Consider the following 17,698-nt stretch of genomic DNA (forward strand, 5'->3'; position numbering starts at 1 on the left):
AGGTAATTTCCCGCGCCGGGCAGAGAGGGCCACGGTGTGAGAACACCGTCAGAAGCATCCACAGTCGCAAAGGAGCCTGCGAATGACCAATCGTATAGATCAGGCAAAGCAAGCCATCAGCCGCGATCCGCAACGGTCTGCAGAGCCATGCAACCATGGTCTTGTCAACGCAGAACCCTGTCCTCAAGAGCTGGGTCGGAAAGGACCGTCCCGGCGGGGCATGGTGCTCACGGCCTGCGTGCTTGCGTCCTCCATGGCCTTCATTGATGCGACCGCATTGCCCGTTGTGTTGCCGAGGTTACGCTCCGAGCTTGGCGTGGACCTCGTCGCAGTTCAATGGGTTCTCAACGGGTACGTGCTGGCGCTCGCGTCGCTGACATTGATCGGCGGTGCTCTCGCTGATGTTTACGGCAAGGCGCGTATGCTCGCGCTCGGCTGCCTTCTATTCGGTCTGGCGTCCGCGGCTTGCGCGATGGCACCCTCATCGGTCTGGCTGATTGCGGCCCGCGTCATGCAAGGAGCTTCAGCAGCGATCGTCACCCCGGCCAGCCTCGCCTTGATTGGCGCCACTTATCCGCACGCCGAACGGAACCGGGCGATCGGCATATGGGCGGCAGCATCAGCACTCACCACCGCGGGGGGCCCTGTCCTAGGCGGTTGGCTGACCGAGACTTTTGGCTGGCCGTCCGTGTTCTGGATCAACCCGCCGATCGCGGTCGTAACCGTCGGACTTCTGCTGATCTCGGCACCTAAAGATGGCGGCATCCAGCGCAGATTCGATGTAATCGGCTCTGTGATCCTGGCTTCGGCGCTCGGGGCTCTCGCCTGGGCGCTAAGCCAGATTGGGCCCCATGATGTTCAGGCCGTGGCTGATGCTTCAAATCACTCGGGTACAGCGCTCACGATCGTCGCTGGACTCGGCATTCTCAGTCTCGTCATTTATGCGTTCTGGGAGCAAAAAAGCAAGCACCCGATGACGCCACCTCGGCTGGTGAAGAACCGCGCCTTCCTTGGGCTGAACGTGGCGACATTGATGATCTATGGGGCGGTTTCGATCATGTTCTTCTTGCTTCCATTCGATCTCCTAGACCGACGCGAACTGCCGGCGACCGATGCCGGGTTGGCATTCCTACCCTTTGCACTACCCATTGGGCTCCTGTCGGGTGTGTTCGGTGGATTGGCAGACAGGTTTGGCGCGCGTACCATGATCGTTGCGGGACCTGCTGGAGCGGCGCTCGCTTATGTGTGGATGGCACTCGGCCAGAAGGAACCCCTAATACTAGGCGTGATCGCGCCGATGACACTACTTGGCTTGTCCTTCGCCGTGCTGGTGGCCCCACTCACCGCATCCGTCCTCTCGAGCGTTGACCAGGCCGACGAAGGGCTGGCCTCAGGCATCAACAATGCAGCGAGCCGGATTGCCCAGCTAGCCGGCGTAGCACTTGCCGCCGGCGTCGCGTCGTTCGAGTCAGGTTACGCAGTCGGTCTGGCGCTCGCCGCCGTGACCTCGATCCTCGGTGCCTTAATAGCTGCRATAAGCCCTACAGCCGCAGAGAATTCTGGCGGAGTTTAAGTCAGTCAAATTCGACATTTCCGCGAATTTGCTGGCAGCGTCACCTGTCTCAAACAGCGCTAGGAAGTGGTTTGGGTCCTCGCTCGACCAAAAGGCTGGGTAAAGCGTCGACTTGTCGCGGTGGAAAAGACAATCAAGTTTGGAAGCATGAACCGCGAACACCGCTGCGATCGTGCAAGTATAGACATCACCTGCTCGGCCTCCGCGAACATCTTGTTGGTAATAGAACCTATAGTCGCAGCGTATTGGACACTTTCGGATCGAGTCTCCATCTTCATTGGTAGGCGCGGGAGCCGTTGGCTACAAAATTAACAGCTCCCGGAACAATGTCGAAGTCCGCGAATGGAGGATTTATGGAGACGGGAATTGTGGGCTTGCTTGCCCCGCCGCTGGAGGGTGTCCGGTGGATCGATGAAAATGGCAACGAACGCGGCGCATTGACCTTGGCCGAGTTGGGCGAAGACTTCAAGATACTGTTTTTCTTTCAGGATTGGTGTGCCAGCTGTCATAGACATGGCTTTCCTACATTCGCGGCGCTGGCGAAGGAACTCCGCGGCAAGGGGATTGGCCTGGCCGCAATCCAGACCGTGTTTGAGGCACCGGAAGTAAATACATTCGATTGTCTGCGGGAAAATCAACGGCGGTACGCACTTTGCGTCCCCTTTGGGCACGCCATCGCTGATTCAGCTTCGGCGCACGGCTTGCCCGAGATCATGACGGCATATCGTGCCGCGGGAACGCCGTGGTTCGTTGTGATCGCGCCCGATGGTTGTGTCGTCTACGACGGGTTTCTGGTCGCAGCCGATGGGCTCATTCAGGCTCTGCGACCACTCGCCAGTTGAACGAAACAGATGACAAGGCAGAGCCCGGATCGGTGCAGCCTATAACCGTCCTCGCACCGCGGGGCATCGGTGTTCCTGACCATACGTTTTCCAACGATTGCAATCGGTGCCGCAACGAATTTTGATGGCGCCTTTTATCTCGGTCGGACGGTGGCAAGTCGGAGATCACCTGCAAATTCGGTTTTATCCGACGACGGGCGAATCGTGGCGTTCCGGACATTGTCCGAACCCATCGGCCGCCAGTCCTTTCAAACGTTTCAATAACTTGATGTTATCGAGTTCATCGCCACTCGGCATTTCCAATCGATGGACGCTGCCGTCAGAGTGTTCGCGATATCACGTATCAGCCGATCCTTACCTGGTTCGTTCGTCTACGAACTTCAAATCCGGGCAATACGACGGGTCGCGCATCGATCGTGAACGGATCTGCGTGTCTTTCGACGTTGCTCGAATGACTGTCTGTTTTTTTATACGTCCCTATGGAGCTTTGTTTTGTCCCTCAAGAAGTTAGCAATCGCAGTCTCGTTGTACACCCTTACTGCCGGCCTCGGGCACGCCACAGACGTCGTCGTTTCATCGAAGATCGACACGGAAGGCACGCTGCTCGGCAACGTCATCGCGCTGGCGCTGGAAGCCAACGGCATCAAGACGCAGGATCGTATCGCGCTTGGCGCAACGCCTGTCGTGCGCAAGGCGATCACAGCAGGCGACATCGACATCTATCCGGAATATACCGGCAATGCCGGCTTCTTCTTCAACAAGGCCGATGACGCAGCCTGGAAGAATCTCGAGCATGGTTATCAGGAAGCCAAGAAGCTTGATTACGACGCCAACAAGATCGTCTGGCTGACACCCGCGCCCGCCAACAACACCTGGGCGCTTGCTGTGCGAAGCGACGTTGCTACACCGAACAACCTCAAGTCCATGTCCGATTTCGGCAAGTGGGTTTCGGGCGGCGGTGCCGCCAAGCTCGCCGCATCAGCCGAATTCGTCAACTCCGCCGGCGCCCTGCCGGCCTTCCAGATGACCTACGGCTTCACACTGAAGCCGGACCAGGAAGTCGTGCTTTCTGGTGGCGATACGGCTGCGACGATCAAGGCTGCTGCCGACCAAACCAATGGCGTCAACACCGCCATGGTCTACGGCACCGACGGCGCCATCGAAGCCGCCGAACTGGTTGTTCTCGAAGACGACAAGAGCGTGCAGCACGTCTATGCACCGACCCCGATCATCCGCGAATCCGTGCTGCAGGCAAACCCGAAGATCCAGGACATTCTCGCTCCCATCTTCCAGAGCCTGACGGCTGACGAACTACGCAAGCTCAACGCCAAGATCCAGGTCGATGGCGAGCCGGCGAAATCCGTCGCTGAAGGCTTTCTGAAGGAAAAAGGTTTCCTGAAGTAATCAGTCGCCGGTTTCATACCTTGTCTCAAAACAAACGCACCTGACTCCACGAAAGCGATTTTCATGATCATACCTCGCCAGAAAGCCCCACAACTCGTCGTCGACACTCTCGACCATGGCCGCTTCGATCTCGCTGCCGAAGCGCCAGAGCGGCTGACCCTCGTCTGTTTCTATCGTGGTCTACACTGCCCGGTCTGCTCAAATTACCTTAAAGAGTTGGAGCGTCTCACGCCTGCTTTTGCTGAGCGCGGCGTTGGAACAATCGCCATCAGCTCGGACTTTGAAGCGCGAGCGCGCGGCATGGCGGAAAAGATCGCCGCGAAGAGCCTGAGGTTTGGCTACGGTTTGGAATTAGGTCGAGCCCGAGAATGGGGTCTCTATATCTCGTCCTCCCGGGGCAAGAGTTCGATCGGCATCGAGGAGCCGGCGCTATTTTCAGAGCCTGGCGTGTTCTTGATCAAGCCTGACCAGACGATCTACTACCTCTCAGTGCAGTCAATGCCGTTTTCCCGTCCTAATTTCAGCGAGATGGTTCAAGCGGTGGACCACGTCATCAAAACTGACTATCCCGCGAKAGGTGAATATACCGGTCCGGTGTAAGCCGAAGCCGTTGCGCTCGGAGACGGCGCGACAAATCGTAAACGCTGTTCCCGCAACGCGGTGACGCGCTTGACCTGTTTTATAGTCACTGCAGGCGGCCGAGGCGCTCTGCTTCAGCTATCGCCACAGTTTTGGTCTTGAATGGCCCAATGTCATGCTCTTCAGTGTCGGGCAGCCACTTTGCGAAGGAACCACCATCCACCAGAGCAATAGCTGGTCTTGTTTCGAACCGATCCGATATCCTTGCCATAGAACCAGCCCGGATCCGTCCCATCCTGCTCCCACTCGATGCGCTCCTCTGTCATTGCGTACCCAATCGCCGCTGATTTACCCGAGCAATCTACTTGGACCGTATGTCCAGGGCAACACGGTGCGACAAACCATCGACCCGATGCCGCCGGCCTGGCCACAGTCGCGCCGCGCTCAAGCCCACCGTGAAGACCGCCGAACCGTCGGGCTGGCAAGAACACGGTGCCAGAAATTATTGCCCGTCGGCCGTGTGAAATAAGCAGCGAGCCTTGATCGTTACTCCATCCGTCGTTTTGACGGCACCGCCGCGCCTGAAAGACAATAGTCGCGAACCCAATGTCTCCGCGACACCACCCAATTCCTTCGGGCGGTCAAACGTTTAGCTTTTCAGACTTTTGGTGAAATCCGTAAGCGACACATCGGTCCGCATCTCCATAACGGCAGCATTCGTAATTAAAACGTGCGCGAACCGTCCACGCGCGAACGCCGCGAGGAAACGTTGGTACGTCTTCGTTTGACCAGCGATCGTGATCGTGCACTCCGCGCCGCCGGCCGCGAACTTGCATTCTTTGTTGGTCAAAAAGACGGATAACAATGGGCTCGTATTGTTGTCGATCGAGACGGCGAGCTTTGCACCCGGGTTTCCAACCCGATGGGTGCTGATCCGAAGCACAGACTTTAATGGGTTATTTGCGTTTTCAAATGAAAATGAAACGTGCCGGTCCGATACGCTGCCCGCCATCAATACGACCGGCGGCTTTGCCTCGGCAGCGAGAGGAACCGTGCATGACAGACCTGCCGCAAGGGCAATGGGGAGTAGAGATTGTTTCATCGTGGGCTTCCTTTGAGCGTAAGCCGCCAAGGCCATCGCCTCGGCGGCATCTTGATGAACTCAGTTCACCCGATAGACGACTGGGCAGTTGACAACAAAGCCAACTGGCTTCGGTTTGCCTCCTGCGATGCTTTCAATGATGCCCGTTTCGCCGGCATCTTCGATTGCGATCGCATCTGTCATCTTGGTCCGATATCCCTTTTCGATCGCATCCGCAGTCCACTTTACCGGGAAGACGCGCCACATCGGGCTGTAGTCGAGATTAATAGTCGGGATGCCGCCGAGAACATTGAGGGGACCGTGGCTCCCCTTGTCGGACAGTGCACTACCGAGCCCCTGCCGGAATGGATTGTCAATTCCGGTCGGGCCGTTGACGAATGCGTAAAGACGCTCGGCAGCTTCGCCTTGGGAGGCATCCTCCAATGCAAATGGAAGGTCCTTGAGCGCTGGCGTATAAGTGGCTCCTTCCAAGGCTGCCAGGCCGGGATCATTAGCTTCCGTCGAAAGATAGAAGATCGGCTTCCCGAATGTGTAACCGAGCGTCAGCTTGAGCGTCACTGTACCGTCCCGGGGACAAATTTTGACAACCTTGTCTTCCACGTTTCCATATTTGACATTGCCATCGCACATTTTGTTGAGCTCGCCGGCCGAGACATTGAAGGCGACCATAGGCATATTAAAGATGACACCCGGCGCGCTATCCAGAGCGACGAGGGGTGAGTAGTCGGCGTCGCCCACAGAGCCTGGCTTTGCGGATTTTGGTGGGAAGAAATCTGGCGCATCACCCGGGACCACCGTGTGTTCCGGAGAGAAATCGACCTTGCCTGCCTGAAACATGATCGAACCGTCTTGTTCGACATGTCCCTTCCGCGTGGCTTTGCCGGTCATGCCATAAGCGAGCTTTGGCGAAAACGGAATTCCGTGCAATTTAGCAAGATTTTCATTCGTGACGTCGGTAAGAATTGACCAAACCGTTTCGCCGGATGCGAGCTTGCCTCGTCGAAGGGGCAGAGTTGCTGTGCCCGCTTCAAGATCGACTACGGCTGACTTCATCAACAGAACGGGACCGAGAAATGCGGAGTCGACTTCCGATGGCGATGGCTGTGCTGTGACCGCGTATTGATCGGGATAGATCGACTTGGGAGCAAGGCGAATTTCAGAGAGTGGAGATCCCTCCGATCCGCGATTGATAATTTCGGCCGACGTGACATTTGGGAGGATGCAGAAGCCGGCGAGAAAAAGTGTGGAGACAGAAATGGCTCTGATGTTCAAATGATCTTTCATGGTATTTCTCCGTTGCAGAGATCGTGGCTATGGCCGGGGTTGCCAATAACGACGCGACACTGCCTCGAAATAAAATCTAATAAAAATTCCCTCTAACCATAGTTTCGATAGCCGCTAGCTATGGTAATAGCGGCCGCTCTTAGTCGGAGCTCAAAGTCCGGCGAAATCTTACGACGCGTGTCTGACGACCATCAGTCCGTCATCGCCCTTGACAAAGAAGCGGTCGTTCCGGGCAGATCGGCCCACCAGCCGCGGGTGCAGTGACACCGATGGAGCTCATTGTGGATCTCTCTCAGCCGCATGAATAACGGTCGGCTATCGACTCCATGCCGAAAGGTGATTTTCATTTAGACCATCATGGTCCTATCTCCTAACCGTAGTGCCCGCGCGCGGGTTGAAATTGGCGAACGATCGGAGGTTTCGAGGTTCGAGATGCAGATCAAATGGAAACGCGATGTGTCACTCGCCGTCCTTACGGCCGCGGCCCGAGCTCGTGCTGGTATCGCTTTCTCGATTTCGTTCCATTGCAAGACAAACCTTCCTGAGCGCCCGACTTTTCGGCTGACAAAGGTGTCGTCTTTGCGGCCTCGGCCCTCGGCCTTCGGGGCAGGCCTGCTTTGAGAGGCTTCTCTGCAAGAGATTTCAAGAAGCGAGCAAAGTTGACCCTCGTATTATACGCCCCGCGTCCGCCGGACCGTTAACAAGAGGTCTTTCGATGATTTTATCTAATAGTACGACGGCAGCAATCCCTCACGGAGAGATGGTTCCTCAGCTCGGCGACCGTATCACCGACAAATCAGCACAGCCCAATGACAGCGTCGTTCGCGATTGGATCGGACCGGCAGCGTTCGAGCATTGGACCGAGCTAACACGTTGGATTGATACTTACTATCCAAGCGTCTTCGAACCTGAGTGGCTTTATGCTGGTAAGAAACGCGGTTGGTCGCTACGCTACAAAAAGACTAAGGCATTCTGTACTCTTTTGCCGGAATACGGTCTGTTTTCGGCAGTGGTGGTGTTAGGGCGCGCGGAGCGAGAGAAGTTTGAAGAACGACGTTATGTCTGGCCCCCGAAAGTGGTCAAGCTCTACGATGACGCCAAGACGTACATCGACGGGAAGTGGCTGACCGTCGCGATTTCGTCCGGAGACGATCTAAACGATGTGAGGGAGCTTTTAGCTATGAAGCGCCCGCCTCTGGCAATGGCAGATTGATGGGACGTCACGGAGCGAAGCAAGTTCCAGCAGCAGATAAGCTGCCTATCCAAGTGGTCGTTTTTCCGAGGCGAGACCAAAGCTCCTTCTTCTACGAGGCGAGCTTCGCCCTTCGCATCGGATCGCTGACGCAGAGGCATCGACTTGGCGCACAAAAATAGATGCGATCTTAGGTGTGGCGTGTGCCTCCTGCAGAAGAACGAGCGGGAAGCTTACAGTTCAAACCCGCTTTCGAAGCGGTAGCAGGCCGGCGGCGCCACTGCGGCCAGCACCCAATTTCGCTCCAGTCGCTCCTTGATCGTGTCGTTCGGCAATCGCAGCCCCTTCGAGGGAAACTTGCGCGAGCGTTTGGAAACAACAGGATTGAAATCGGACAAGTCGCGCGGGTTCAGTGATTTGGAGCGTTCCTCTGCAAAAGTCGCAAATGGTAGGCGCGTCGTGCTTCGGCTGCCCAAAACATCTTGTGTCGCCGGCGTCACGACGCCGGATCACAGTCGCCACAAAAGGATTCGCCATGGATCAGACACTCGCGCCCATCACGGCGCCAATTCCCGTCAGGGCCTCGTCCACCGACGATCCGTCGGACCTGCTTCGCTTCGCGATAGACGCCCATGGTCTTGGCGTGGCGGCACTTGCCACCCTCGTCGACATCCGGGGCGGGGCCGCGCGTGCGCTCGGCGCTCATATGGCGGTTGCCGCAGACGGGCGGTTCTGCGGCTATGTCTCCGGCGGATGTGTCGAAGCCGCCGTCGCTTCCGAAGCGCTCCTGGCAATGGCGGAGGGACGGGATCGCACGGTCAAATTCGGCGACGGCTCTCCCTTCTTCGACATTGTCCTTCCCTGCGGCGGCGGGATCACCGTCGCAATCCATGTCTTGAACGACGTCGGCGCTTTGCGGGATGTTCTCGATCGTCTCGAACGTCGGCAGGCAGCCGGTCTTGCCTATTCGCCAGAACGTCAGACGCTCGAAGCGGTAGACCCACTGTCACGGGCGTGCTGGCTCGAGCGAGATTTCCTGAGCGTCTACCGTCCCCGCACCCGCGTCGTCCTTTCCGGCCAGACGATCGAAGCGCAGGCCGTCGCACGACTGGCCGAGGCCTCCGGTTACGACGTGATCGTCAGAGGACAGGGCGAGGGGGGCAGGGTTGCGGCCGACATCATCGACCCCTTCACGGCCGTCGTGCTCCTGCATCATGAGCTCGACGCCGAAGCTGCGATTCTTGAGACCGCGCTTCGGTCGCCGGGGTTCTACATCGGCGCGCTCGGCAGCACCCGGACGCATCGTCGACGTGTCGAGCGGCTGAGAGCCATGGCTTTCAGAAAGGACGACATCGCTCGTATCAAGGCGCCCATCGGGATGTTCGGCCCGACACGGGATGCGACGTCGCTCGCCCTGTCGGTTCTGGCGGATGTCGCGGCGGCAAGACTGGTTGCTTATGCCTAAGGCGTCGGTCGCGATCGTCATTCTCGCTGCCGGCAAGGCAAGCCGGATGGGTGAAGGCGGGAAGCACAAGCTGCTGGCCGAGTTCGACGGCTTGCCGCTCGTGCGGCGGTCAGCATTGACCGCCATCGGTGCGGATGCGGCGTCCGTTATTGTCGTCACGGGCAATCGCAGGAGCGAGATCGAGGCCGCGCTCGATGGGCTCGCTGTGACTGTCGTCGACAACCCCGATTACGCCAGCGGAATGGCGAGCTCACTCATCGCAGGATACACATCGAGGGACGCTGACAGCACCGACGGCATTCTCGTCATGCTGGCCGATATGCCGGGCATTTCCACCGCACACCTCAATGCCTTGACTTTCGCCTTTCGCAACGCGGGCGGCGAGGCCGTCGTGCGCGCCGTCTCACGCGGCAAGCCCGGCAATCCCGTTATCCTGCCACGTTCTCTCAATCACGCAGTGCTGAGACTTGAGGGCGACGTCGGCGCGCGCGACGTCATTGCGACGTCAGGTCTGCCCGTGCTCGATGTCGATGTCGGCGATGCAGCTTGCCTCGACGTCGATAGGCCGCAAGAGGTATTGGCGGCCGGTGGCGTAATGAAGAACCATTCGCGCGGCAGCGAGCTAATTCGGTTCCATAAATTAGCGTTACGCCGCACCAATGAGATCACGGGTTTGCGGGGCGCATCTCTTCAAGACCAATTCTCTTGCTAAAGACTCCGTCGATAACCGCCAGGTCGCAATGATTCGCGGTTCAGCTGGTAAATCGTCCTAGACAAGTGCTCGCACACTAGAATTCAGCGGCCTACTCCTTAGCAAGTCGGCCCAGGGCGTCCAAAGGATCAAAGTTTAGTATTCTCGCCAGCTCGAGAAACTCGATGACGTCGACGCGACGTTGGCCGCTCTCCAATCGGGCGACAAACGACTGGTATTCGCCAAGTTTGTCAGCAAGCTCCGTCTGCGTGAGACCTGATGCCTCCCGCTTCTCGACCAGCAGCGCTATCAGCGCTCTGTGCCTTTCCGTGCCGAGCGTTTTCGCCACGTTCACCCACCTTGCCTAAGATGGGGTCTTCGATTATATCTGATTTCCAGTTATCTTAAATTCAGATAATGTGCTTAATCCTCACGTCGATCGAGGAACCCCCATGGAACTACGCCAGCTCTCCTACTTCGTCGCGGTGGCCGAGGAACTGCACTTCGGCCGGGCGGCAGCCAAGGTGCGCATCGCCCAGCCGGCACTCTCCAATCATGTGCAGGCGCTGGAGCGGGAACTCGGCTGTCCSCTGTTCATCCGCTCGACCAGRCGGGTGGAACTGACSMGGGCAGGGGAGATCTTCTATGAGCGCTGCGTCGGGATCCTGAGCGAGGTCGATCTKTCYGCCGAGATCACCAGGGCGGTGGCCGGCAAGACCATAAGGCAAATCAGGATCGGCACCGTCTATCCGGCGACCACCGGCGTGCTGCCGGCGTTTCTGGCCAAGATCGCCCGCAAGTACCCGGATATCCGCATCCATATATCAAGCGGCAATACCGGCGACATCATCCGCGGCCTGGAGAACGGCCAGATCAATCTCGGCTTCATCCGGCCGGTGGAAAACATCGGCTCGTTGCGCTTCTCCTCGATCGCCCATGAACGGTATTTGCTGGCGGTCGCCCGCACCAACCGGCTGGCGGAGCAGGCAGAGATTGCCATCGACGATCTGCGCTTGGAAAGGATCATCGCCTTCAACCGCAAGAACCTCTCCTATACAGAGCGGTACTTCAACGAGAAGTTCGAGGAATACGACCTGACCCGCAACATCGCTTATAGYTGCGATGACACCTATTCGCTGGTGTCGCTGGTTTCGGCCGGGCTTGGCATCGGCTTTGCGCCGGAATGGACCGAGGGCCTGCCGAACCGGGCCTTCGAGCTGAAGGCGGTCAGGGGCATCGACTTCCGGATCGGGCTAGGGGTTGCCTGGAGCAAGGATGACCCAACCGCCTCGCGCGATGACATTGTCGATATCGCCCGCTCATTGGCACGGCCGGGCAGCTAAGCGATCTGCGCTGCGGTTCATCGGTGACGCGAGCGGCGTGACGCCGCCTCGCGGATCTGCCACGTCTGCCTCTGTCAAAACCTCCCCTGCAATTGCGTGCCATCGCGTCCTGCCCCGGCTTTTGGTCCTGCCAGGCTCGCGCCGCCGGCAACGGCTTTGCCGTCCTCCACTGCGTTGCGGCCCTGTGGGTGCAGGCGCCGCTTGCCGCCCGGCTTTCGGACCGCCGTAGCAGGTCGCGATGGCCGCGACCTCGAAACGGAGGTTCCAACATGAGCAGGCAGCAAAGCAATCAACGATCCGATATCTACAGCCGCATCACCAACACGATCATCGCCGATCTTAAACAGGGCGTGCGGCCATGGACCAAACCCTGGACGACGGGACATGCGGCAGCCGAGGTCGGCCGGCCACTGCGCCACAACGGCCAACCCTACACCGGCATCAACGTCCTGCTGCTGTGGTCGCAAGCCATCGCCCGCGGCTTTGCCTCATCACGCTGGATGACGTTCCACCAGGCAATCGAACTCGGCGGCGCCGTTCGCAAGGGCGAAACCGGCACGACCGTCGTCTTTGCCAGTTCGTTCAGCCGCACCGAGACGACGGAGACGGGCACCGAGATCGAACAGGATATTCCATTCCTCAAGACCTACACGGTGTTCAACACCGACCAGATCGCCGGTCTGCCTGAGCGCTTTGATGAGTTCGCACCTCACCAGGATCCGATGAGCCGGATCGGCGATGCCGGTCGCTTCTTTGCCAATACCGGCGCACTGATCCGGCATGGAGGTACGGCTGCCTATTATGCCGCTCAGCGTGATTACATCCAGATGCCATGCCTGGATGCCTTCCGGGACGATGCCTCTTATGTCGCCATCCTCAGTCACGAGATGACACATTGGACCGGGGCACCGCGACGGCTGGATCGCGATCTCAGCCGCTATGCAAAAGACCGGAGCGAACGTGCCCGCGAAGAACTGATTGCCGAACTCGGCAGCGCGTTTCTCTGCGCCGATCTCGGCATCGTGCCCGAGCTCGAACCACGCCCCGACCACGCACGCTATCTCGATGGCTGGGTGAAGGTTCTCCACCACGACAAGCGTGCCATCTTTTCGGCGGCGGCACATGCGCAGCGCGCCGTCGACTACCTGCATTCGTTGCAGCCGGAACTCGATGAGGAGAGGAGGCGGCGTAAGCCGTCTTTTCCTTCACTTGAGCATGAGAGATGCGGATGCCGATCACTGCAGCGGAAGGTAGCCTCGCGACCGCTTCTTGCGCAAAAGGGAGCAGGAGATCGACGGCGGAGGAGGCGGCCAAACAGACTGCCGAGGACATGCAAGCAATCGGTGAGGACGACGCCACGCCAGTTCTGCAATATTTTGCAAGTGTCGTTCATCAACGAATGTATTGCCTAATCTGTGGTGCGGACCCGGACACTCTTGAAGGAGGCAATCCGGATATCGCCTACCATGTCATCCGCAACAGCCCGAACATCGCCAAGCACTACTGGTCTGCGGATATCGAGCCCTACCCACCCAGGTAGTAGTGGGCTGTCTCGTACCAGCTCGGCGGCGGATGGGAACGATTGGAGCAGTGACGGCTATCGGCCGTCTTGCGAGCGCKCGGCCCCGCCATGCACAGGCGGCGGTCGCGGGGAAGAATTGGCCGAAACCATCTCTCCCCTGACGGTGCAGCAGGTTGTTGCACAACTGGTCGTTCTACTTGATCTTCCCGGCCAATGGCCGTACATCCGTTGAAAAGGAGAATGTCGATGGTCCAATCTGCAGTACATCCGCCTCGTGGACGGGTCCGTGGCGAGCGTCTTGAGACGCGCCTAACGGCTGACCAGAAAAGTCTTATTGAGCGCGCCGCAGCCCTCCAGGGCCGGACGGTGACTGATTTTGTGTTGTCCAGCGTCCAGGAGGCCGCCCGTCGGGCAATCGAAGAACATCAGCGTCTGGACCTCTCGGTCCGCGACAGCGAGACCTTCGTAGAAGCATTGCTCAACCCGCAGCCGGTCAATGATCGTCTGCGTGACACGGTGCGTCGCTATCGCCAAACGACCGACGTCTGACGGGTGGCGGACGACATCGGAGAAGCCCCGCGGGTCGAGGTCCTCGGTGCTCAGCACGACAGGTCTGCGTTCGAAAGTGGCGTGGAGCCGCTTGATCGGTATTTCCGGGTTCAGGCCGGTCAGGATGCCCGCAAGAACATGGCCGCGCCTTTCGTGCTGGTGCTGTCGGACGGTGCGGTCGCTGGCTACTACACCCTTTCGTGGACGGCGGTGAATCTCGGGGAGCTGCCCGAAAAGGCAGTGCGGAAACTGCCGCTCTATCCGGTCGTTCCAGCGACTCTTCTCGGTCGACTTGCGATCGACCGACGCCACCAAGGCAAGGGCTATGGCCGGTTTCTGCTGGCGGATGCCCTCTTTCGGGCCGTCAGGAGCGAGATCGCGTCCTTCGCAGTGGTCGTAGATGCTAAGGATGAAAATGCGCGCCGCTTCTACGAGCGTGAAAGCTTTTTTCCGTTTCCCGACCAACCAATGAAGCTGTTCCGGCCGATGGCGGACATCGAACAGCTCTTCAAATAAGAAATGGGGGAAGGGAAATGAGGGGCGCGCGCAGCATGCCAGCCCGACCATCGGAATGTCGGCATGGCTCCGGCCGAGCTTCGACGCCGCAGACGGCGCGCGGGAAAGCCGGAGCGGACCGTCGGCGGGTGCCGGCGCCTTCCCGATTGTCCAAAGGCGCCAGTCACGCTGGGTGAACTGGGGGAGCAACGGAGAGGACGAATGCTGCGAGTTGCCGGTTGGCATCGATATAAAAACCGCTTGCGGTCCATTTGCCGACCGATGGGAGCGTATCGCCCTGCAGAGCGAAACACCGCCGGTGATCGAATCTGACAGCTCCAACCGGTGAAATGACGAAGACTTCTCAACTGCGAACGAAGGGGAATTATGACGCTTCCCCATGCGGGCGTAGGCTCGCTTCCTTTCGAAACCAGGGCCGGCATAGGCCCTGCGCTGAACTATTACCGTGACGTATCTCCGGTCTCATCGTCCGCAATTTTACGAAGAAGATACAGCAGTGCAATTCTCTCCGCCGGATTGAGGGGAGAGACGGTTTTTTCGCTGATGAGATATGCGCGTGGATACATGTCCTGAAGCAGCGCCTCACCCTTCGGCAGGAGAGAAATGACGACCTTGCGGGCGTCGGCTTTGTCTTTGGACAGGTCGATCAATCCACGTGCTTTCAGACGCTCGACGATCCCGCGGATGGTCGCCTGATCGACCGAGGTGGCCTTCACCAATTCGACCTGAGAGCTCGGACCGAGATCGTGTAGCGCGCAGAGCGTGACGAACTGGACGGATGTCAGGTCTGGGTCACTGGCGTTGGCCTGGAAGATTGAGAGATGYCGCTGATAGGCTTTTCGCAGCAAGTGACCCACCTGCTCGGTAACATCATAGGCGGTTTCAGACACCGCGGCTTCACGTGGGCGTTCGATGTCTTTGACAGTCATGTTAGCGGGTCCATCGGTTGCGGCGTCTAGTGCGTCCATGCAGGAAACACCACAGCATGTTTCACCGGTCAAGGCATACGAGGCTCGGGCTGCTTGGCGTGTTTTCACGCCAAGCAGGTTGGTTGCGATCAGGATTTGACGGTGTGCTTCATTTCCTTGACGGCGATATCGCCGTTCAGGACCATCGGCTCATCGTCGAGAAAGAGCGAGCAATTGCGCATCGGGATATCGAGATGGCAGGCCGTGTCGTTCGGGCCGCCCAGTTCATTGTTCGGGCCGGTCGAGAACATGACATTGCCGTAGAACGAGCGGGCCTCCATGCCCATGCCGCCCGGAAATTCGCCGGGCACCATGCGATGCCACTTGGCGTTCTGATTAAGACCCCAGCCGACATGGCTCATGCCCATGCCTCGCGGATCATTGAAACCGTCCATGTACGACTTGACCAGCTCGGCATCGAGGCCGCCGCGAATGTCGGTGATCCAACCGTTTTCAATGGTGTAGTAGATCGGATCGCGGACGTAGATGTTCTGCGGCAGCAGAATATCGCCCGGGGCAACGACGATCGTACCGTCGACGCCATCATCGTCACCACCCGTGAAGACAAAGCCGGACGGCCAATGATCCCAGCGGCCTGGCTCGTCGGTGCACGCATATTCCGTGATGGCCGGATAGGTGTTGAGTTTGTAGGTGACATCCGTGCCATGCGCCGAGGTGATCCGCATCACCTTCGCTTTGGAGAGCAGCTCTCCGGCAAATTCGACGCGCTCGCGCAGTTCCTTTGTCGGCAACATGCGGGCGAGAATCTCCGGCGGTTCGACGGCGGTCAGGATACGTGTTCCGGCCGCCTGGATCGCCATCTGCTCCGGGCTGAACAGCAGGAAGATGCAATCGATCAGCATATCGGCGGCCTTTAGGGCTTCGACCGCGTCAGGCATGGCTGCAAGTCCGGTCTGGCCGACGGCCCATGCACCTGCCGGCGGCACCGGTGGCAAACGCATGTGATACATTTTCGCCCCAAGACGCATGCCCGCCGCCATGAAGGCGTCAGCGTAATCGAGGCGCTCGTTGCCCTGGGTCAGGACGATGAGTTTTTCGCCCTCGTGGACGCCCGACATCTTCAACTGATGTAGGCAGATTTCGGTGAAGCTGAATTGATCCATGCTCGTTCCCCTATCTTACGTGAAGGCTTGGCTGTTTTACTAAAGTTACAGACAGTCGGACTTGATCTTGGCGATTTCGGCGATGGCATCCTCCCTTGAAACGACATCGCCGTATTTGCTGTCGATGTCGAAGAGGTTGGCATTGTGCGGATCGGGGTGCCGGTCGCCGACGCAATCGCGCACGACGATGGTCCGGAACCCGTGCTGGACGGCATCCACCGCACTTGCGCGAATGCAGCCGCTTGTCGAGCATCCGGCAAGAACGACGGTATCGATACCCTGCGTGTGAAGTAGAGAGGCGAGACTGGTGCCGAAAAAGGCGCTGGCATATTGCTTGACGATGACCAACTCGCCCTTTTCCGGCTCGACGCCGTCGCAGAATTCGGCCAGCATGTTGCCCTCGACCATGGCCATCATGACCGGAGCCTTTTTCACCCACATGCCGCCATCGGCGCAGTTCTCGGCGAGATAGAGAATGCGGGTGTGGATGACGGGAATGCCTGCGGCGCGCGCGGCGACCAGAAGTGCCGGTGTTTGTGCGACGGCATCGACGACACCCGGCGCATAGAGCGGCGCGCCTTCCACCGTATAGGCTTTCAGGAAGTCGATCACCAGAAGGGCCGGCCGCTGGCCGAAACCGATGCGGTTGCCCCAAACGCCCTGATAGTTGGTTTCAGCACTCTGCATGGGGCACTCCTTGTTTTCCTCCGCCGCAATGCGGYCGGAAACGACAAAAACGTCAGGTTCAATAAGCACCGGACAGCAGCGCACCGGCACCCGGCACGACTGCTTCCAGTCCCAGTGATTTCAGCATGCAATAGGTGGTGGCCACGGCGGCGGTGAGCACCGGTTTGCCGGTCATGGCCTCGACCTTGGCGATGACGGGCAGCGACGGCATCTGCACGCAGGCCGAAAGCACGATGACATCGACATCGGAAAGATCGAGCGTCTGGACGATGGCCGGCAGGTTTTCCGGATCGTGGCGGGCAACATCCAGATTGTCGGGAATTTCAAGCGCCCGCCAATCCATCACTTCGAAGCCTTCCTCGCGAATATAGTTCACGACGAGTTCGGTCAGCGGCTTCATATAGGGCGCGACGACGGCGATCTTCTTCGCCTTCATCACCTTCAGGCCCTCGATCAGCGCGCCGGCGCTGGTGACGACCGGGATGTTCGTGTCGTTTTCCTGCGTGCGGCCGGTCAGGCGCTTTTCCGACTGGCGATGGTAGCCGAGGCCCATCGCCATGATGGCGACGAGGCAGGCATATCCCAGCACGTCGACGCGGGCATCGGACAGTTCGATGGCGCACCGATCGGATTCGGCGTCCATGGCGGCCAGTTCTTCCTTGACCACCTTCTTCATGCGCATGCGGCTGGAATGGAAGGTGAAGCGCTCCGGGCGGATAAGCTGGCGAGCCATCAGCATCGCCGGAATTTCCGTCTCCATCGTCGTGTTGGAACTCGGCACGATCTGGCCGATACGATAGGGTTTCTGCACGGACGGCTCCTTTGATGAGTGAGCGGGCGCACATTAGGGCGCTCTC

17 protein-coding genes and 2 pseudogenes are annotated in these 17,698 nt (G+C 58.8%); 11 read left to right on the top strand and 8 right to left on the bottom strand.

Annotation, left to right across the window (positions count from 1 at the left end):
- The first annotated feature begins 82 nt into the window (after nucleotides 1–82).
- The 4 genes from AC1ECN_RS06660 (at nucleotide 83) to AC1ECN_RS06675 (ending at nucleotide 4,419) form a co-directional block, all read left to right on the top strand.
- Nucleotides 83–1,573 (top strand): MFS transporter, encoded by a 1,491-nt coding sequence (locus AC1ECN_RS06660; protein ID WP_246729226.1) that lies wholly within the window; start codon nucleotides 83–85, stop codon nucleotides 1,571–1,573.
- A gap of 353 nt (nucleotides 1,574–1,926) precedes the next feature.
- Nucleotides 1,927–2,415 carry a peroxiredoxin family protein gene (locus tag AC1ECN_RS06665; RefSeq protein ID WP_164592921.1) on the top strand — a complete coding sequence of 163 codons (489 nt, stop codon included), beginning with the start codon at nucleotides 1,927–1,929 and terminating at the stop codon, nucleotides 2,413–2,415.
- A gap of 492 nt (nucleotides 2,416–2,907) precedes the next feature.
- Nucleotides 2,908–3,819 carry a glycine betaine ABC transporter substrate-binding protein OsmF gene (osmF, locus tag AC1ECN_RS06670; RefSeq protein WP_164592922.1) on the top strand — a complete coding sequence of 304 codons (912 nt, stop codon included), beginning with the start codon at nucleotides 2,908–2,910 and terminating at the stop codon, nucleotides 3,817–3,819.
- 63 nt (nucleotides 3,820–3,882) lie between these two features.
- Nucleotides 3,883–4,419, top strand: a complete 537-nt coding sequence (locus AC1ECN_RS06675) for a peroxiredoxin-like family protein (protein WP_477952555.1) — start codon at nucleotides 3,883–3,885, stop codon at nucleotides 4,417–4,419.
- Between the two features lie 628 nt (nucleotides 4,420–5,047).
- Here the strand turns inward: AC1ECN_RS06675 and AC1ECN_RS06680 are convergent.
- Together AC1ECN_RS06680 and AC1ECN_RS06685 are read right to left on the bottom strand one after the other, a co-directional pair.
- Nucleotides 5,048–5,500, bottom strand: coding sequence for a hypothetical protein (locus AC1ECN_RS06680; RefSeq protein WP_164592926.1), 453 nt, complete (start codon nucleotides 5,498–5,500; stop codon nucleotides 5,048–5,050).
- Nucleotides 5,501–5,560: 60 nt separating this feature from the next.
- Entirely contained in the window at nucleotides 5,561–6,784 is a 1,224-nt protein-coding gene (locus AC1ECN_RS06685) for a DUF7482 domain-containing protein (RefSeq protein ID WP_477952557.1), read from the bottom strand.
- A gap of 715 nt (nucleotides 6,785–7,499) precedes the next feature.
- On the opposite strand from AC1ECN_RS06685, the gene AC1ECN_RS06690 reads away from it, so the two are divergent.
- On the top strand, nucleotides 7,500–7,997 hold the full coding sequence (locus tag AC1ECN_RS06690) for a DUF3788 domain-containing protein (RefSeq protein WP_164592929.1): 498 nt from the start codon (nucleotides 7,500–7,502) through the stop codon (nucleotides 7,995–7,997).
- 212 nt (nucleotides 7,998–8,209) lie between these two features.
- Here the strand turns inward: AC1ECN_RS06690 and AC1ECN_RS06695 are convergent, their stop codons facing one another.
- On the bottom strand, nucleotides 8,210–8,476 hold the full coding sequence (locus AC1ECN_RS06695; RefSeq protein WP_164592931.1) for a hypothetical protein: 267 nt from the start codon (nucleotides 8,474–8,476) through the stop codon (nucleotides 8,210–8,212).
- Nucleotides 8,477–8,511: 35 nt separating this feature from the next.
- On the opposite strand from AC1ECN_RS06695, the gene AC1ECN_RS06700 reads away from it, so the two are divergent.
- Nucleotides 8,512–9,441: an XdhC family protein gene (locus tag AC1ECN_RS06700; protein WP_477952558.1), complete on the top strand. Its 930-nt coding sequence runs from the start codon at nucleotides 8,512–8,514 to the stop codon at nucleotides 9,439–9,441.
- Nucleotides 9,434–10,039: pseudogene (locus AC1ECN_RS06705) on the top strand (nucleotidyltransferase family protein); the annotation flags it as partial. The gene AC1ECN_RS06700 and the pseudogene AC1ECN_RS06705, both read left to right, overlap by 8 nt.
- A gap of 205 nt (nucleotides 10,040–10,244) precedes the next feature.
- Here AC1ECN_RS06705 and AC1ECN_RS06710 read toward each other — a convergent pair.
- Nucleotides 10,245–10,487, bottom strand: a complete 243-nt coding sequence (locus tag AC1ECN_RS06710; protein ID WP_051320218.1) for a helix-turn-helix domain-containing protein — start codon at nucleotides 10,485–10,487, stop codon at nucleotides 10,245–10,247.
- Nucleotides 10,488–10,584: 97 nt separating this feature from the next.
- Between AC1ECN_RS06710 and AC1ECN_RS06715 the strand changes: the two genes are divergently transcribed.
- The 4 genes and pseudogenes from AC1ECN_RS06715 (at nucleotide 10,585) to AC1ECN_RS06730 (ending at nucleotide 14,062) form a co-directional block, all read left to right on the top strand.
- Nucleotides 10,585–11,475 (top strand): LysR family transcriptional regulator, encoded by an 891-nt coding sequence (locus tag AC1ECN_RS06715; protein ID WP_477952560.1) that lies wholly within the window; start codon nucleotides 10,585–10,587, stop codon nucleotides 11,473–11,475.
- Nucleotides 11,476–11,744: 269 nt separating this feature from the next.
- Nucleotides 11,745–12,653 (top strand): annotated as a pseudogene (locus AC1ECN_RS06720) (ArdC family protein); the annotation flags it as partial.
- A 590-nt stretch (nucleotides 12,654–13,243) separates the two neighbouring features.
- On the top strand, nucleotides 13,244–13,546 hold the full coding sequence (locus AC1ECN_RS06725) for a type II toxin-antitoxin system TacA family antitoxin (RefSeq protein WP_027688576.1): 303 nt from the start codon (nucleotides 13,244–13,246) through the stop codon (nucleotides 13,544–13,546).
- A gap of 3 nt (nucleotides 13,547–13,549) precedes the next feature.
- Nucleotides 13,550–14,062 carry a GNAT family N-acetyltransferase gene (locus tag AC1ECN_RS06730; RefSeq protein ID WP_164592939.1) on the top strand — a complete coding sequence of 171 codons (513 nt, stop codon included), beginning with the start codon at nucleotides 13,550–13,552 and terminating at the stop codon, nucleotides 14,060–14,062.
- A gap of 440 nt (nucleotides 14,063–14,502) precedes the next feature.
- On the opposite strand, the gene AC1ECN_RS06735 is transcribed toward AC1ECN_RS06730, so the two are convergent.
- From AC1ECN_RS06735 to AC1ECN_RS06750, 4 genes are all read right to left on the bottom strand, one after another.
- Nucleotides 14,503–14,991 (bottom strand): MarR family winged helix-turn-helix transcriptional regulator, encoded by a 489-nt coding sequence (locus tag AC1ECN_RS06735; protein ID WP_018483767.1) that lies wholly within the window; start codon nucleotides 14,989–14,991, stop codon nucleotides 14,503–14,505.
- A 128-nt stretch (nucleotides 14,992–15,119) separates the two neighbouring features.
- A complete protein-coding gene (locus tag AC1ECN_RS06740) occupies nucleotides 15,120–16,154 on the bottom strand; it encodes a 2,5-dihydroxypyridine 5,6-dioxygenase NicX family protein (RefSeq protein WP_018068297.1) in 1,035 nt (344 codons plus the stop codon).
- A 45-nt stretch (nucleotides 16,155–16,199) separates the two neighbouring features.
- Nucleotides 16,200–16,841, bottom strand: coding sequence for an N-carbamoylsarcosine amidohydrolase (locus AC1ECN_RS06745; RefSeq protein WP_018495020.1), 642 nt, complete (start codon nucleotides 16,839–16,841; stop codon nucleotides 16,200–16,202).
- A gap of 58 nt (nucleotides 16,842–16,899) precedes the next feature.
- Complete coding sequence (locus AC1ECN_RS06750) at nucleotides 16,900–17,652, bottom strand: maleate cis-trans isomerase family protein (RefSeq protein WP_003554953.1); 753 nt, start codon at nucleotides 17,650–17,652, stop codon at nucleotides 16,900–16,902.
- Nucleotides 17,653–17,698: the final 46 nt, after the last annotated feature.

The organism is Rhizobium sp. 01N447_2, assembly GCF_056399245.1.

Coding starts and splice junctions, on each gene's coding strand:
- AC1ECN_RS06665 (WP_164592921.1), top strand. CDS start 1,927: ATGGAGACGGGAATTGTGGGCTTGCTTGCCCCGCCGCTGGAGGGTGTC.
- AC1ECN_RS06680 (WP_164592926.1), bottom strand. CDS start 5,500: ATGAAACAATCTCTACTCCCCATTGCCCTTGCGGCAGGTCTGTCATGC.
- AC1ECN_RS06685 (WP_477952557.1), bottom strand. CDS start 6,784: ATGAAAGATCATTTGAACATCAGAGCCATTTCTGTCTCCACACTTTTT.
- AC1ECN_RS06690 (WP_164592929.1), top strand. CDS start 7,500: ATGATTTTATCTAATAGTACGACGGCAGCAATCCCTCACGGAGAGATG.
- AC1ECN_RS06700 (WP_477952558.1), top strand. CDS start 8,512: ATGGATCAGACACTCGCGCCCATCACGGCGCCAATTCCCGTCAGGGCC.
- AC1ECN_RS06725 (WP_027688576.1), top strand. CDS start 13,244: ATGGTCCAATCTGCAGTACATCCGCCTCGTGGACGGGTCCGTGGCGAG.
- AC1ECN_RS06740 (WP_018068297.1), bottom strand. CDS start 16,154: ATGGATCAATTCAGCTTCACCGAAATCTGCCTACATCAGTTGAAGATG.
- AC1ECN_RS06745 (WP_018495020.1), bottom strand. CDS start 16,841: ATGCAGAGTGCTGAAACCAACTATCAGGGCGTTTGGGGCAACCGCATC.